Raw genomic sequence first — 16,810 nt, 5'->3', positions numbered from 1 at the left:
AATTGATCGGGATGGACGACTTACCGCGCGAGAGCCCGGCAGAAATCGACGATGCGTTGCGCGCCCTCGACGCATTCGGGGGTGCCCGCGACGAGCGCGATCCGGATGAAATCGCGGCCCGGATTCGTGCCGTGCGCGTCGCGCGCCAGGTACGAGCCGGGCAGAACCGTCACATTATAGTCGGCGTACAGGCGGCGGGCGAACTCGGTGTCCGACAGGCCGGTGCGCGCGACATTGGCCCACAGGTAGAACGCGGCATCGGGCAGCTTCACGTCGATCACGTCGGCCAGCATCGGCGTGACCGTGCTGAACTTCTGCAGGTACTGCGCGCGATTCTCGCGCACGTGCGCCTCGTCGTTCCACGCGGCGATGCTCGCGTGCTGCCAGACCGGCGACAGCGCGGCGCCGTGGTAGGTGCGGTACAGCAGGAATTTCTTCAGCAGCGCGGCGTCGCCGGCGACGAAGCCCGAGCGCATGCCCGGCACGTTCGAGCGCTTCGACAGGCTCGACAGCATCACAAGCCGCTCGAAGCCGCGACCGAGGCGGTGAGCGGCCTCGAGACCGCCGAGCGGCGGCGCCGCTTCGTCGAAATAGATCTCCGAATAACACTCGTCGGACGCGATCACGAAGCCGTGGCGGTCGGACAGCGCGAACAGCTCGCGCCAGTCGTCGAGCGTCAGCACGGCGCCCGTCGGGTTGCCCGGCGAGCACACGTACAGCAGCTGGGTGCGCGCCCACACTTCATCGGGCACGGCCGCGTAGTCGCACGCGAAGTTGCGCGCCGGGTCGCTGTTCGCGAAATAGGGCTCGGCACCGGACAGGAGCGCCGCACCTTCGTAAATTTGATAGAACGGATTCGGACAGAGTACGATCGCTTTCTTGCCGTCCGCGCGCGGGCGGGCATCGATCACTGTCTGCGCGAGCGAGAACAGCGCCTCGCGCGACCCCGACACGGGCAGCACCTGCGTGGCCGGGTCGATCGACGGCAGCCCGTAGCGGCGTTCCAGCCAGTGTGCGATCGACGTGCGCAGCGCGTCCGAGCCGGCCGTGGCCGGATACGACGCGAGGCCGTCGAGCGAAGCCACGACGGCATCGCGGATCAGCGCCGGCGTCGGGTGCTTGGGCTCGCCGATGCCGAAGCTGATCGGTTTCAGGCCGGCGGAGGGCGTCACGTCCTTGAACAGGGCGCGCAGCTTTTCGAAGGGGTAGGGCTGGAGCGAGTCGAGTCGAGGGTTCACGGGCGAAGCGGCCACACGGCCGGTTGGAGCGAAAGGGGCGGCGCGGCTGCCGCACGGCTGCGAACGGGCGCCGACGGCGCGCGGGTCGCAACGGACGATTATAGCGTGACGCAATGCGGTCACGGCCCGCCGGAACGGCGGCCGGGCCGGTCGAACAAAGGGTATCGAAGCAAATGAACAACGCGGTACGCGGCAGCCTGCCGACGCTGGCCATCCTGATCGGCGCATCGGTATGGGGCCTGATCTGGTATCCGCTGCGGATCCTCGCATCGCTCGGCGTGACCGGCACTCTGGCGAGCGCGTTGACCAGCCTCGTCGCGTTCGTGTTCGTGATCGTCGTGCGGCACCGCACCATCGCGACGCTGCGCTGGCACTGGGTGCTGCCGGGCATTGCGATCACGGCCGGCGTGACGAACCTCGGTTTCGTGTGGGGCACGATCCACGGCGAAGTGCTGCGCGTGATGCTGCTGTTCTATCTGACGCCCGCATGGACCGCGGTCTACGCGCATTTCCTGCTGCGCGAGCGGCTCACCTGGGCCGGTGCGGGGCTCGCGGCGCTGTCGATCGGTGGCGCGATGCTGATGCTGTGGTCGCCGAGCCTCGGCATGCCGCTGCCGGCCAACCCGGCCGAATGGGCAGGGCTCGCGGCCGGCCTGAGTTTCGCGATGAGCAACGTGCTCGTGATCAAGGCGAGCCGCGAGCTGCCGGAGATGCGCGCGGAGATGCGCACCGCGACGCTGTTCGGCGGCGCGGCGGTGTTCGGCGCGATCGCGTCGCTGTTCGAGGGGCTGCCGGCCGCACCGGCAGGCGGCCAGCTCGGCATCGCCGCGATGATCGTCGCCGCGATCGGCGTGACGATGGCGGCGAACAACCTGCTGGTCCAATATGGCCTCGCACGCGTGCCCGCGAACCGCGCATCGATCATCATGCTGTTCGAGATCGTGATCACCGCGCTGTCCGCATGGGTGTTCGCGAACGAACTGCCGAGCGCGCGCGAGTGGGCGGGCGGCGCGTGCATCGTGCTGGCGACGCTGCTGTCGAGCCGCGTGCATCGTGCCGCGCCGGCATCGGGCAAACCCGGCGACGGGCGGGACGGCGCGCGCGCGATGGTATGATGGAAGCCGTTTGCGGGGCCCAACGCTGGATGCGCGCGGCCCCGCTTTTGAATTCCGGGGCGCATCGCGTGCACGGGCCGTCCGGCCCCGCGCGTCGCGGCCCCGTCCGTTTCACACCTTCTTCACATCCGATACCGCCGTGCGTCTGAGCTCGATCAAACTCGCTGGCTTCAAATCCTTCGTCGATCCCACGCATTTCCAGGTTCCGGGCCAGCTTGTCGGCGTGGTGGGCCCGAACGGGTGCGGCAAGTCCAACATCATCGATGCCGTGCGCTGGGTGCTCGGCGAGTCGCGCGCGTCCGAGCTGCGCGGCGAGTCGATGCAGGACGTCATCTTCAACGGCTCGACCGCCCGCAAGCCCGGCAGCCGGGCCAGCGTCGAACTGATCTTCGACAACTCCGACGGCCGCGCGGCTGGCCAGTGGGGCCAGTACGGCGAGATCGCCGTGAAGCGCGTGCTGACGCGCGACGGCACGTCGAGCTACTACATCAACAACCTGCCGGCGCGCCGCCGCGACATCCAGGACATCTTCCTCGGCACGGGCCTCGGGCCCCGCGCATACGCGATCATCGGGCAGGGCATGATCGCGCGGATCATCGAGGCGAAGCCGGAGGAACTGCGCGTGTTCCTCGAGGAAGCCGCGGGTGTGTCGAAGTACAAGGAACGCCGTCGCGAGACCGAGAACCGCCTGCACGACACGCGCGAGAACCTGACGCGCGTCGAGGACATCGTCCGCGAATTGGGCGCGAACCTCGAGAAGCTCGAGGCGCAGGCCGTCGTCGCGACCAAATACAAGGAACTCGTCGCCGACGGCGAGGAGAAGCAGCGCCTGTTGTGGCTGCTGCGCAAGAACGAGGCCGCGGGCGAGCAGCAGAAGCAGCAGCGCGCGATCGAGCAGGCGCAGATCGACCTCGAGGCGCAGACGGCGAAGTTGCGCGAAGTCGAGTCGCAGCTCGAGACGTTGCGGGTCGCGCATTATTCGGCGAGCGATGCGATGCAGGGCGCACAGGGCGCGCTCTACGAGGCGAACGCCGAAGTGAGCCGCCTCGAGGCCGAGATCAAGTTCATCGTCGAATCGCGCAACCGCGTGCAGGCGCAGATCGCCGCGCTGAACGCGCAGCGCGAGCAATGGCGCGCGCAGGCCGAGAAGGCGCAGGACGAGCTCGAGGAAGCCGAAGAGGCGCGGGCGATGGCCGACGAGAAGGCCGCGCTCGCCGAGGACAACGCAGCCGCGAAACACGACGCGCTGCCGGCGCTCGAGGCGAAATGGCGCGATGCGCAGGCGCAGCTCAACGAAGAACGCGCGCGGATCGCGCAGACCGAGCAGTCGCTGAAGCTCGAGGCCGCGCACCAGCGCAATGCCGACCAGCAGCTCCAGCAGCTTCAGCAGCGCCATGAACGCCTGAAGTCCGAGGCGGGCGGGCTCGACGCACCGGACGAAGCGCAGCTCGAGGAGCTGCGCATGCAGCTCGCCGAGCAGGAAGAGATCCTCGCCGAAGCCCAGGCACGTCTGGCCGATGCGCAGGAAGCGCTGCCGCGCCTCGACGGCGAGCGCCGTGCCGCGCAGGAGCGCGTGCAGGCCGAAAGCGCGCAGATTCACCAGCTCGAGGCGCGGCTCGCCGCGCTCAAGCAACTGCAGGAGAACGTGCAGACCGAAGGCAAGATCCAGCCGTGGCTCGACAAGCACGAGCTCGGCGCGCTGCCGCGTCTGTGGAAGAAGCTGCACGTCGAGGCCGGCTGGGAAGCCGCGCTCGAGGCCGTGCTGCGCGAGCGCCTCGCGGCGCTCGAAGTGTCGAATCTCGACTGGGTGAAGGCGTTCGCGACCGATGCGCCGCCCGCGAAGCTCGCGTTCTACGCGCCGCCCGCGGCCGGTGAGCCGCCCGCGGCCGCGGCCGGGCTGCGCCCGGTGCTGTCGCTCGTGCGCATCGACGATGCGGGCATTCGTGCGGTGCTGAACGACTGGCTCGGCAACGTGTACGTCGCCGACGACGTCGCGCAGGCGCTCGCGATGCGCGCGCAACTGCCGGCCGGCGGCGCATTCGTCGTCAAGGCGGGCCATGTCGTCACGCGTGTCGGCGTGCAGCTGTACGCGGCCGATTCGGAGCAGGCCGGGATGCTGGCCCGTCAGCAGGAAATCGAGAATCTGACGCGCCAGGTGCGCGCGCAGGCGCTGCTCGCCGACGAGGCGCGCACCGCCGCCGTGCGCGCGGAGGCGGCGCACACGCAGGCCACGCAGGCGCTCGGCGACGTGCGCGCGCAGGCCGAACGCGCGACGCAGCGCGTGCATGCGCTGCAGATGGACGTGCTCAAGCTCGCGCAGGCGCACGAGCGCTACACGCAGCGCAGTACGCAGATCCGCGAGGAGCTGGAGGAAATCGGCGCGCAGATCGACGAGCAGCGTGCACTGCGCGCGGAATCGGAAGCGAACTTCGAGCGTTTCGACGGCGAACTCGCGGAGCTGCAGGCGCGCTTCGAGGACAACCAGCTCGCATTCGAGGCGCTCGATGAATCGCTGACGCAGGCGCGCCAGGAAGCGCGCGACCTCGAGCGCGGCGCGAACGACGCACGCTTCGCCGCGCGCAACGCGGTCACGCGGATCGACGAGCTCAAGCGCAGCATCCAGGTCGCGCACGAGCAGAGCGAGCGCGTCGCCGCGTCGCTGGAAGACGCGCGCGCCGAACTCGAAACGATCAACGAGCAGACCGCGCACACGGGCCTGCAGGACGCGCTCGAAATTCGCGCGGTGAAGGAAGAGGCGCTGCAGGCCGCGCGGATCGAACTCGACGACCTGACCGCGAAGCTGCGTGCATCGGACGAGCAGCGTCTCGTCGCCGAGCGTTCGCTGCAGCCGCTGCGCGACCGCATCACCGAGCTGCAATTGAAGGAGCAGGCCGCGCGCCTGGCCGTCGAGCAGTTCGCCGAGCAGCTCACGGCGGCCGAGGTCGACGAGGAAGCGCTGCGCGAAAAGCTCACGCCGGACCTGAAGCCGTCGTACCTGCAGGGCGAGGTGACGCGCCTGAACAACGCGATCAACGCGCTGGGCCCGGTCAACATGGCCGCGCTCGACGAGCTGAAGGCCGCGAGCGAGCGCAAGGTGTTCCTCGATGCGCAGTCGGCCGACCTGACCGACGCGATCACGACGCTCGAGGATGCGATCCACAAGATCGACCAGGAAACCCGCACGCTGCTGCAGGGCACCTTCGACGAGGTCAACCGTCACTTCAGCGACCTGTTCCCGCGCCTGTTCGGCGGTGGCCAGGCGAAGCTGATCATGACGGGCGACGAGATCCTCGATGCCGGCGTGCAGGTGATGGCGCAGCCGCCGGGCAAGAAGAACGCGACCATCCACCTGCTGTCGGGCGGCGAGAAGGCGCTGACCGCCACCGCGCTGGTGTTCGCGATGTTCCAGCTGAACCCGGCGCCATTCTGTCTGCTCGACGAGGTCGACGCGCCGCTCGACGACGCGAACACCGAGCGTTTCGCGAATCTGGTGCGCGCGATGTCCGACAAGACGCAGTTCCTCTTCATCTCGCACAACAAGATCGCGATGGAGATGGCGCAGCAGCTGATCGGCGTGACGATGCAGGAGCAGGGCGTGTCGCGGATCGTCGCGGTGGACATGGAAACCGCCGCGGGTTTTGCCCAGAATTGACGTTTGACGAGACCGGACCGCGTTCGCGCGGCGCATGGGCGCCCGTTCGCGGGTCCGACGAACAAGAATTGCTGATGGAGCGTGCATGGACGAGTTGACACTCGGATTGATCGGCGCGGGCGCCGTCGTGGTGGGCGGCGTCGTGGTCTACAACGCATGGCAGGGCGCGAAGGTGCGGCGCAGGATGCCGCGCCCGATGCCGGAGGAAACGGCCGAGGCGATGAATCGCCCCGAGCGCGACGAAGAGTTGCCGTTCATCGAGCCGGTGCGCCAGCCCGTGCGCCGCGAATCCGCTGCGCCGGCACCGGCCGCTGCGGCCGCGGGCGCGCCGGCCGAAGCCGCGCGCGTCGAGCCGACCTTCGGCGGCGTGGCGCCTGCCGACACGCCGGCCGACCTGCAGGCCGAGGCCACCGGCGGCGACGCGCCGTCGGCGTCGAGCGGGCATGCGGAGCAGGTCGACGAAGGTGCGGTCGCCGCCGCACAGGAAGCACCGGCTGCCGACGCATCGAACGAACCGGCCGAACCCGTGCTGCCCGCCGCGACGACCATTTCGTCGGCGCCGCCCGCGATCGTCGACCGCCGGATCGACTGCATCGTGCCGATTCGCCTCGGCGCGCCGCTGCCGGGCGACAAGATCCTGCCGGTCGCGCAACGGCTGCGCCGCGCGGGCACCAAGCCCGTCCATATCGAGGGCAAGCCGGAAGGCGGCCAGTGGGAGCTGCTGCAGAACGGCGTGCGCTATGAAGAACTGCGCGCGGCCGCGCAGCTCGCGAACCGTAGCGGTGCGCTGAACGAGCTCGAATTCTCCGAATTCGTGACGGGCGTGCAGCAGTTCGCCGACGCGATCGACGGCGCGCCGGAATTCCCCGACATGATGGAGACGGTCGCGATGGCGCGCGAGCTCGACGGCTTTGCCGCGCAGTGCGACGCGCAGTTGTCGATCAACGTGATGTCGGACGGCGCGCCGTGGTCGGCGAACTACGTGCAGGCCGTGGCTTCGCAGGACGGGCTGCTGCTGTCGCGCGACGGCACGCGCTTCGTGAAGCTCGACGCGAAACAGAACCCCGTATTCATGCTGCAGTTCGGCGACACGAACTTCCTGCGTGACGACCTGACCTACAAGGGCGGCAACATGATCACGCTGGTGCTCGACGTGCCGGTGGCGGAGGAGGACATCCTGCCGTTCCGGCTGATGTGCGACTACGCGAAGTCGCTGTCCGAGCGGATCGGCGCGCGAGTCGTCGACGATTCGCGCCGGCCGCTGCCGGAATCGACGCTGGCGGCGATCGACCAGCAACTGATGAAGCTGTACGCGAAGCTCGAGGAAGCGGGCATCCCGGCCGGTTCGCCGGTCACGCGCCGCCTCTTCAGCCAGTAACGCGCTTCAAGGGGCGACGGCTTGCGGTGCCGTCGCCCGTCGTCGTTGCAGTGCACACATACATCGTCGGCGTGCACTGCAGCGGCCCGCCGCGCGGCACGCATCGTGCGCCCCCGCCGCGACGTCAAACTGAGATAATCGAACATCCGATTTTCCAGAACGAATTGCCGCCAGCATGGCCCGAACCCAAGCCGAACCGCCAGCCAGCCAGCCCGACGCGCGTGCCGCGTGGCTGCGCGATCAACTCGAGCGGGCGAACTACGCCTATTACGTGCTCGACCAGCCGGATTTGCCCGACGCCGAATACGACCGACTCTTTGGCGAGCTGCAGCAGCTCGAAGCCGATCATCCCGAACTCGTGACGCCCGATTCGCCGACGCAGCGCGTCGGCGGCGAAGTCGCGAGCGGCTTCACGCCGGTCGTCCATGATGCGCCGATGCTGTCGCTGAACAACGGCTTCGCCGACGAGGACATCGTCGCGTTCGACAAGCGCGTCGCCGATGCGCTCGACAAGACGACCGATCTCGCCGGCTCGGTTACGGACCCCGTCGAATACGCATGCGAGCTGAAGTTCGACGGGCTCGCGATCTCGTTGCGCTATGAGAACGGCGTGTTCGTTCAGGCAGCGACGCGCGGCGACGGCACGACCGGCGAGGACGTGACGGAGAACGTCCGCACGATCCGCTCGATTCCGCTGAAGCTGAAGGGCCGGCACGTGCCGGCCGTGCTCGACGTGCGCGGCGAGGTGCTGATGTTCAAGCGCGATTTCGCACGCCTGAACGAACGCCAGCGCGCGGCCGAGCAGCGCGAATTCGCGAATCCGCGCAACGCGGCGGCCGGCAGCCTGCGCCAGCTCGACCCGAAGATCACCGCGCAGCGTCCGTTGTCGTTTTTCTCGTACGGGATCGGCGTGCTCGACGGAATGCCGATGCCGGACACGCACAGCGCGCTGCTCGACTGGTACGAGTCGCTCGGCCTGCCGGTGAACCGCGAGCGCGCGGTCGTGCGCGGCGCCGACGGCCTGCTGGATTTCTTCCGCAAGATCGGCGAGAAGCGCGAGTCGCTGCCGTACGACATCGACGGCGTCGTCTACAAGGTCAACCGGCGCGACGAGCAGGATCGCCTGGGCTTCGTGTCGCGCGCGCCGCGCTTCGCGCTCGCGCACAAGTTCCCCGCGCAGGAAGCGCTGACGAAGCTCGTCGCGATCGACGTGCAGGTCGGCCGCACGGGCGCGATCACGCCGGTCGCACGGCTCGAGCCGGTGTTCGTCGGCGGTGCCACGGTGACCAACGCGACGCTGCACAACGAGGACGAAGTGCGCCGCAAGGACATCCGGATCGGCGATACCGTGATCGTGCGGCGCGCGGGCGACGTGATCCCCGAAGTCGTCGGCGCGGTGCTCGACCGCCGGCCGGCCGATGCGGCCGAGTTCGTGATGCCGACCGAGTGCCCGGTGTGCGGTTCGAAAATCGAACGCCTGCCCGACGAGGCGATCGCGCGCTGCACGGGCGGCCTGTTCTGCCCGGCGCAGCGCAAGCAGGCGCTGTGGCACTTCGCGCAGCGCCGCGCACTCGACATCGACGGGCTCGGCGAGAAGATCATCGATCAGCTGGTCGAGCTGAACCTCGTGCGCACGCCGGCCGACCTGTTCAATCTCGGTTTCGCGACGCTCGCGGAGCTCGACCGGTTCGCCGAGAAGTCCGCGCAGAATCTGCTCGACTCGCTCGAAAAGGCGAAGCATACGACGCTCGCGCGCTTCATCTACGGGCTCGGGATCCGCCATGTCGGCGAGTCGACCGCGAAGGATCTCGCAAAGCACTTCGGATCGCTGGACCCGATCATGAACGCATCGATCGAGGAGCTGCTCGAAGTGAACGACGTCGGGCCGATCGTGGCCGAGTCTCTCCATCAGTTCTTCGCGGAAGAGCACAACCGCACGGTGATCGAACAGCTGCGTGCGCCCGGCAAGGTCACGTGGGCCGAAGGCCCGCCCGCGCCGAAGGCGCCGCAGGGCGTGCTCGCCGGGAAGACGGTCGTGTTGACGGGCACGCTGCCGACGCTCACGCGCGACGCGGCGAAGGAAATGCTCGAAGCGGCGGGCGCGAAAGTCGCGGGCTCGGTATCGAAGAAGACGGATTACGTGGTCGCGGGCGCCGACGCCGGCAGCAAGCTCGCGAAGGCCGAGGAACTCGGCATCCCCGTGCTGGACGAAGACGGACTGCACCAACTCCTGGAGGGCAACACGCCATGATTCGCGAGATCCTGAAGATGGGCGATCCGCGCCTGCTCGAAGTCGCCAAGCCGGTCGAGCGGTTCGATACTCCCGAGCTGCACGAGATCGTCGCGGACATGTTCGAGACGATGCATCACGCGAACGGTGCGGGGCTTGCCGCGCCGCAGATCGGCGTCGGGCTGCAGATCATTATCTTCGGTTTCGGCAGCAACAACCGTTATCCGGACGCACCGCCCGTGCCCGAGACCGTGCTGATCAACCCGAAGGTCGAGTACATGCCGCCGGACATGGAGGAGGGCTGGGAAGGCTGCCTGTCGGTGCCGGGCATGCGCGGTGTCGTCAGCCGCTATGCGAAGGTGCGCTACAGCGGCTTCGACCAGTTCGGCGCGAAGCTCGACCGTGTCGCCGAAGGCTTTCACGCGCGGGTCGTGCAGCACGAATACGATCACCTGATCGGCAAGCTGTATCCGATGCGGATCACCGACTTCACGCGCTTCGGCTTCACCGAGGTGCTGTTTCCCGGTCTTGATCCGGCCGACGACGACTGACGTTCGGGCGGCCGCGCGCCGCCGCCGTACCGAAACGAAAAAGCCCGCTTGCGCGGGCTTTTTTGCATTGCGCGGCACGCGAGCGCGTGCCTGCCGTCAGAACGACTCGTCGGCCGACAGGTAGCGCCATTGCCCTTGCGGCAGCGCACCGAGCATCACGCGGCCCATCCGCACGCGTTTCAGGCCGATTACTTCGAGACCGACCAGTTCGCACATGCGCCGGATCTGACGCTTCTTGCCTTCGCGCAGCACGAAACGCAGCTGTTCGCCGTTCTGCCAGCTCACCATCGCGGGCTTCAGCGGGACGCCGTCGAGCTCCAGGCCGTGACGCAGCTTCGCGAGCGATTCCGCGGGGAAGTGCTGGTCGATGTCGATCAGTCGTTCGCGGTAGCGCACGCGTACCAGGTATTCCTTGTCGATGTCCGACTGCTCGCCGATCAGCTGCTTCGCGATCCGGCCGTTCTGCGTCAGCACGAGCAGGCCGGTCGAATCGATGTCGAGGCGCCCGGCGGGCGCGAGCGCGTGCAGATGTTGCGGCGAGAAGCGCACTTGCGAGCGATCGCCGCTCCACTGGTTCGCGCGCGTGATCAGCACCGACGCCGGCTCGTAGCCGTCTTCCGCCTGACCCGACACATAGCCGACCGGCTTGTGCAGCAGGATCGTCACTTGCGCGGCCTGCGCGGCGCTCGCGCGCTCGTCGATCTCGATCTTCTGGTCCGGGCGAACCTTGGTGCCGAGCGTGTCGATGCGTTCGCCGTCGACGAGCACCCAGCCCTTTTCGATCCATTCGTCCGCTTCGCGGCGCGAGCACAGGCCGAGTTCGGACATGCGCTTCGACAGGCGCATCAGGCCCGTTTCGTCGCCGTGGTCGACGTCGGCGGCGCGGCGCTTGACCGGTTGGGCGGTCTTCAGCGCGGCGCCGGTCGAGCGGCGATCGGTGTTGGTGCGCTCGCCGAAGCCGCGCTTCTCGGCATAGCCGGTTGCCTTGTCGCGATACGGTGCGCGTGCAGCGCCTTCGGCACCTGCGCGGCGCGGGCGCGCATCATCGTCGCTGCGGCGTGCGGGGCGATCGGACGACGTACGGCGTTCACCGAAGCTGCGCTTTTCGCCTGCGCCGGCCGCCTTGTCGCGATACGGTGCGCGAGCAGCGCCTTCGGCGCCTGCGCGGCGCGGGCGCGCATCGTCGTCGCTGCGGCGAGCCGGGCGATCGGACGACGTACGGCGTTCACCGAAGCTGCGCTTTTCGCCTGCGCCGGCTCCTTTGTCGCGATACGGTGCGCGTGCAGCGCCTTCGGCGCCTGCGCGGCGCGGGCGCGCATCGTCGTCGCTGCGGCGAGCCGGGCGATCGGACGACGTACGGCGTTCGCCGAAGCTGCGCTTTTCGCCTGCGCCGGCCGCCTTGTCGCGATACGGTGCGCGTGCAGCGCCTTCGCCGCCTGCGCGGCGCGGGCGAGTATCGTCGTCGCTACGCCGCGCCGGGCGATCGGAGGACGTACGGCGTTCACCGAAGTTGCGCTTTTCGCCTGCGCCGGCCGCCTTGTCGCGATACGGTGCGCGAGCAGCGCCTTCTCCGCTTGCGCGGCGCGGGCGCGTATCGTCGTCGCTACGCCGCGCCGGGCGATCGGACGACGTACGGCGTTCGCCAAAGCTGCGCTTTTCGCCTTCACCGGCTGCCTTGTCGCGATAGGGCGCACGTGCACCGCCTTCGGCGCGGCCGCCCGGCTTCGCATCGCTGCGATAACCGCGTTCGGCGGCGCCATCACGCGGTGTGCGCTTCGCCGGAGCGCGATCCGCACCCGGGTCCTCCGCGCCGCGCGGCTTGAACGCACGCTCGCCGGCGGCGGCCGGTGCGGCGGCCTTCTTCGGGCGCGGCGGCTTGTCGGCCGCGGACGGCGCGGCCGGGCGCACCGCCTTGCGGGCGACGAGGCTGCCGGAGCGGACGGGTGCGCGGGTCGGCGACGCCGGCCGCGGATTCTTGACGGTCAATTTGGTGCGCATAAACGCTGTGATTCATTCAGACTGCGATCGCGCGCAGCAATTCGGTTTCGAGCTGGATCTGCAGGCGGTTGTCGGACAGGCCGGCACCGTCAAGCAGGAAGATGTCCTCGACGCGTTCGCCGAGCGTATTGATCCGCGCCGCGTGGACGCCGACCCGATGCTCGGCCAGGACGCGCGCGATCGAATAGAGAAGGCCCGGCCGGTCGTTGGCGGACACGGACAGGATGTAGTACTGGCCGCGCTCGTCGGCCCGAAGGTCGACGCGCGGCGTGATCGGAAACGTCCGGGACAGCCTCGACAGGCGGCCCTTCGACGGTTCCGGCAGCGAAGCGGCTTCGGCAAGGCGCGTCGCGAGTTGCTGTTCGACCAGATTCGCGATGTCGCGGTAGCGCACGTCGTGTTCGGTCTGCGTGACGATGAAGTTGTCGAGCGCGTAGCCGTGCCGCGTCGTGCTGACGCGTGCATCGAGCACCGACAGCCCGTTGCGGTCGAAGTACGCACAGATGCCCGCGAACAGGTCGGGGCGGTCCTTCACGTACACGAGCACCTGCAGCGCGTCGCCGATCGGCGACGGCCGTGCGCGCACGATCGCGGTTTCGGCGTTCACGTACCGGTACAGCACACGCGTCTGCCAGGCGATGTCGGCCGCGTCGTGGCGCAGGAAAAAGCCGATGTCGAGCTGATCCCACAGCGCGCGGTGCGCGTCTTCGGGCACGGTTTCGAGGCGCAGCAGCGCGAGCGCCTGCTCCTGCCGCGACTTCAGTTCCGAATGCGCGTCGGGATTCGCGCCGCCGAGCACCGCCAGCGTGATCCGGTAGAGGTCTTCGAGAAGCTTGCCCTTCCACGTGTTCCACACCTTCGGGCTCGTGCCGCGGATATCGGCGACGGTCAGCAGGTAGAGCGCGGTGAGGTAGCGCTCGTTGCCGACGACTTCGGCGAAGCGCTTGATGACCTCGGGGTCGCTCGTGTCCTGCTTCTGCGCGACCTGGCTCATGGTCAGGTGATGCTGGACGAGCCATACGATCAGCGCCGCGTCGTCGCCGTCGATCCCGTGTTCGCGGCAGAAGCGTCGCGCGTCGGCCATCCCGAGCGTCGAGTGGTCGCCGCCGCGGCCTTTCGCGATGTCGTGGAACAGCGCCGCGACATACAGCACCCACGGGCGCTCGAAGTTGCCGATCAGCTGGCTGCAGAACGGGTATTCGTGCGCATGCTCGGCCACCGCGAAGCGGCGGATGTTGCGCAACACCATCAGGATGTGCTGGTCGACCGTGTACACGTGGTACAGGTCGTGCTGCATCTGGCCGACGATGCGGCGGAAATTCAGCAGGTAGCGGCCGAGCACGCTCGTCTGGTTCATCAGCCGGAACGCATGCGTGATGCCTTCGGGCTGCTGCAGGATCTGCATGAACGTGCGGCGGTTCTGCGGATCGCGCCGCCACGTGTTGTTCATGATTTCGCGCGAGTTGTACAGCGCGCGCAGCGTGCGGGCGGACAGGCCCTTCACGCCGCGGGTCGTCTCGTACAGCAGGAACGCTTCGAGGATCGCGTCCGGATGGCGCTCGAACACGCCGTCGTCGACTATCTCGAGCATGCCCTGCTTTTCGACGAAGCGATCGGGCGACAGCACGCGCGTGATGCCGCTCGTCGCGGGAAACAGCTGCGCCTCGATGTTCTGGATCAGGATCGTCGCCAGCTGCGTGACCGCTTTCGCGGCCCAGTAGTAACGGCGCATCAGCTGCTCGCTGGCGCGCTTGGCCTGCGTCGACTGGTAGCCGAAGCTCTCGGCGGCCTGCGTCTGCAGGTCGAACACGAGCATGTCCTGGCGGCGGCCGGCGATCACGTGCAGCCGCGCGCGCAACGTCTTCAGGAATCCTTCGTTGCGGCGCAGCTCGCGCGCCTCGCGATCGGTGATGAGGCCGCGCGTGTCGAGTTCGCGCCAGCTGCTGCCGAAGCCGGCCGCGCGCGCGATCCACAGGATCGTCTGCAGGTCGCGCAACCCGCCCGGGCTTTCCTTCACGTTCGGCTCGAGGCTGTACGGCGTGTCCTGGAACTTCGCGTGGCGCTGGCGCATTTCGAGCACCTTCGCGGTGAAGAACGCGCGCGCGTCGAGCGCCTCGTGATACCGGACGGTGAAGCGCTCGAACAGCGCGGTGCTGCCGACGATGCGGCGCGCCTCGAGCAGCGACGTCTGCACGGTGACGTCCTGCGACGCTTCCTCGATGCACTGCGCGACCGTGCGCACGCTGCTGCCGATCTCGAGGCCGAGATCCCATGCCATTCCGATGAAGCGCTCGATGCGTGCGTCGAGCGACGGGTCGTGCGCATCGGGCAGCAATACGAGGATGTCGACGTCGGAGTAGGGGGCGAGCTCGCCGCGCCCGTAGCCGCCGACGGCGACCAGCGCGAGCGTCGCGGGCAGCGCGCAATCGTCCCACACGCGCTTGAGCGCGTCGTCGGTGAGTTTCGACAGCGCGTGCATCAGCGATGCGACGTTCGCCGCGCTGCGAAAGCGCGCGAGCATGTCGGCCTTGGCGGCCTTGAATTCGGCGCGCCGCGACAGCGCTTCGGGCGAGGGGGCGGCGTGAGCGCTCATGGGCGGGCCGTTCGGGTCAGCAGGTCGGTGGGGCGGGCGGGGCTGGCGCGGCGGCTCAGACCGCGGCGGCCGGTTGCGCGAACACCGGGCGCGCCGGCGTGCCGGCGGACACGGTCAGCACCTCGTAGCCCGTCTCGGTGACGAGCACCGTGTGCTCCCACTGCGCGGACAGGCTGCGGTCGCGCGTCTTGACCGTCCACTGGTCGGGCATCGTGCGGATGTCGCGCTTGCCGGCGTTGATCATCGGCTCGATCGTGAAGATCATCCCGGCCTTCAGCTCGATGCCGGTGCCCGGGCGCCCGTAGTGGACCACCTGCGGATCCTCGTGGAACACCGTGCCGATGCCGTGGCCGCAGTATTCGCGCACGACGCTGTAGCCCTGCGCTTCCGCATGCTTCTGGATTGCGTGGCCGATATCGCCGAGGTGGGCGCCGGGCCGGACCTGGTCGATGCCGAGCCACATGCACTCGTAGGTCGTCTGCACGAGGCGCTTCGCGAGGATCGAGCCCTCGCCGACGATGAACATCCGGCTGGTGTCGCCGAAGTAGCCGTTCTTGATCACGGTGATGTCGATGTTCAGCGCGTCGCCGTTCTTGAGCACCTTCTCACCCGGAATGCCGTGGCAGATCACGTCGTTGACCGAGATGCAGGTCGCCTTCGGGTACGGCGGATAGCCGGGCGGCTGATAATTCAGCGGCGCGGGGATCGTACCCTGCTCGTTGAGCATGAATTCGTGACAGAGCCGGTCGAGTTCGGCGGTCGTGATGCCTGCGACGACGTGCGGCGTGATGAAGTCGAGCACTTCGCTCGCGAGACGGCAGGCGACGCGCATCTCGGCGATGTCGTGTTCGTTTTTGAGCGTAATAGCCATCGAGGTATGCCTGGAATGCGGTGAATTGACGGATTATCGCACCTTATGGCGGGCCTCGCAGCCCCTGCCGGCGGTGCCGATGCGGGTTTTCGCGGATTGTCCGGCCGGCTGCCGGGCGGCAAGCGAAAGTGTCGGGCGACTTGAGAGCCGACAAATCGGCGTGCTATACTCTTTGGCTAAGTCGACATCCAAATGCCAAGCGTGCACCGTCATGGGGCGGTGTCGGGCGGCATGGCGATGAAAGGCTTGCGGCACGGGCATTTTCGCACGTGTCGAATCGCAAGCCGGCGCAACCAGGGTGCCGGCCGCGCGGAACGAGGGTCCTTCGGGGCGCGTTCGCGCGGCGGTACGGCAGCCGGCTTAAGACCCAACCCTCGTGGAGAATTTACATGGCAGTCACGATGCGCCAAATGCTGGAAGCGGGTGTCCACTTCGGTCACCAGACCCGTTTCTGGAACCCGAAGATGGCTCCGTTCATTTTCGGTCACCGCAACAAGATTCACATCATCAACCTCGAAAAGACGCTGCCGATGTTCACGGACGCACAGAAGTACGTGCGCCAGCTGGCAGCGAACCGCGGCACGATCCTGTTCGTCGGCACGAAGCGTCAGTCGCGTGACACGATCGCCCAGGAAGCGCAGCGCGCGGGCATGCCGTACGTCAACGCACGCTGGCTCGGCGGCATGATGACGAACTTCAAGACGCTGAAGGTTTCGATCAAGCGCCTGAAGGACATGGAAGCGGCAGTCGAGGCGGGCGAACTCGAGAAGATGAGCAAGAAGGAAGCGCTGCTGTTCGAGCGTGAAATCGCCAAGCTGCAGAAGTCGATCGGCGGCGTGAAGGACATGGGCGGCATTCCGGACGCGATCTTCGTCGTCGACGTCGGCTACCACAAGATCGCCGTCACCGAAGCGAACAAGCTGGGCGTGCCGGTCATCGCCGTGGTCGATACGAACCACTCGCCGGAAGGTGTGGACTACGTGATCCCGGGTAACGACGACTCGAGCAAGGCAGTTGCGCTGTACGCGCAAGGCGTGGCCGACGCGATCCTGGAAGGCCGTGCGAACGCGGTCAACGAAGTGGTCCAGGCTGTGCGTGGCGACGACGAGTACGTCGAGGAAAACGCGTAACTGGCCCCGAGCCGGCGCAAAAAGGGGGCTCTCAACAGGCCCCCTTTTTTTAAG

10 protein-coding genes are annotated in these 16,810 nt (G+C 68.0%); 6 read left to right on the top strand and 4 right to left on the bottom strand.

All coding sequences use genetic code 11. The features are described 5' to 3' along the window. Positions 1-20 precede the first annotated feature (20 nt). Positions 21-1,253: a succinyldiaminopimelate transaminase gene (gene dapC / locus WS51_RS20500; RefSeq protein ID WP_069229706.1), complete on the bottom strand. Its 1,233-nt coding sequence runs from the start codon at positions 1,251-1,253 to the stop codon at positions 21-23. A gap of 158 nt (positions 1,254-1,411) precedes the next feature. Between dapC and WS51_RS20495 the strand changes: the two genes are divergently transcribed. From WS51_RS20495 to def, 5 genes are all read left to right on the top strand, one after another. Next, a complete protein-coding gene (locus WS51_RS20495; RefSeq protein WP_069229705.1) occupies positions 1,412-2,353 on the top strand; it encodes a DMT family transporter in 942 nt (313 codons plus the stop codon). Between the two features lie 139 nt (positions 2,354-2,492). Then, positions 2,493-6,005: a chromosome segregation protein SMC gene (gene smc / locus WS51_RS20490; RefSeq protein ID WP_059448344.1), complete on the top strand. Its 3,513-nt coding sequence runs from the start codon at positions 2,493-2,495 to the stop codon at positions 6,003-6,005. Positions 6,006-6,090: 85 nt separating this feature from the next. Beyond that, positions 6,091-7,383: a cell division protein ZipA C-terminal FtsZ-binding domain-containing protein gene (locus WS51_RS20485; RefSeq protein WP_059448343.1), complete on the top strand. Its 1,293-nt coding sequence runs from the start codon at positions 6,091-6,093 to the stop codon at positions 7,381-7,383. Between the two features lie 175 nt (positions 7,384-7,558). Next, on the top strand, positions 7,559-9,634 hold the full coding sequence (gene ligA, locus WS51_RS20480) for an NAD-dependent DNA ligase LigA (protein WP_059503280.1): 2,076 nt from the start codon (positions 7,559-7,561) through the stop codon (positions 9,632-9,634). Further along, the gene (def, locus tag WS51_RS20475; protein ID WP_059448341.1) at positions 9,631-10,164 is read left to right on the top strand and encodes a peptide deformylase; all 534 of its coding nucleotides are present in this window, start codon (positions 9,631-9,633) and stop codon (positions 10,162-10,164) included. The genes ligA and def overlap by 4 nt, the downstream gene beginning before the upstream one ends. 96 nt (positions 10,165-10,260) lie before the next feature. Here the strand turns inward: def and WS51_RS31235 are convergent, their stop codons facing one another. Genes WS51_RS31235 through map form a run of 3 tightly spaced genes read right to left on the bottom strand, consistent with a single transcriptional unit; the run spans position 10,261 to position 15,626 of the window. Continuing rightward, positions 10,261-12,162 (bottom strand): pseudouridine synthase, encoded by a 1,902-nt coding sequence (locus tag WS51_RS31235; RefSeq protein WP_081333590.1) that lies wholly within the window; start codon positions 12,160-12,162, stop codon positions 10,261-10,263. Between the two features lie 16 nt (positions 12,163-12,178). Continuing rightward, positions 12,179-14,755, bottom strand: coding sequence for a [protein-PII] uridylyltransferase (locus WS51_RS20465; RefSeq protein ID WP_069229704.1), 2,577 nt, complete (start codon positions 14,753-14,755; stop codon positions 12,179-12,181). A gap of 55 nt (positions 14,756-14,810) precedes the next feature. After that, the gene (gene map, locus WS51_RS20460) at positions 14,811-15,626 is read right to left on the bottom strand and encodes a type I methionyl aminopeptidase (RefSeq protein WP_059450024.1); all 816 of its coding nucleotides are present in this window, start codon (positions 15,624-15,626) and stop codon (positions 14,811-14,813) included. Between the two features lie 389 nt (positions 15,627-16,015). On the opposite strand from map, the gene rpsB reads away from it, so the two are divergent. Next, positions 16,016-16,756 carry a 30S ribosomal protein S2 gene (gene rpsB / locus WS51_RS20455; protein ID WP_059450023.1) on the top strand — a complete coding sequence of 247 codons (741 nt, stop codon included), beginning with the start codon at positions 16,016-16,018 and terminating at the stop codon, positions 16,754-16,756. Positions 16,757-16,810 lie beyond the last annotated feature (54 nt).

It is taken from the genome of Burkholderia territorii (assembly GCF_001718335.1).
Lineage (GTDB): Bacteria > Pseudomonadota > Gammaproteobacteria > Burkholderiales > Burkholderiaceae > Burkholderia > Burkholderia territorii.
Note: the sequence above shows the minus strand (reverse complement) of the source record. Positions and strands in the feature narration are given on the sequence as shown.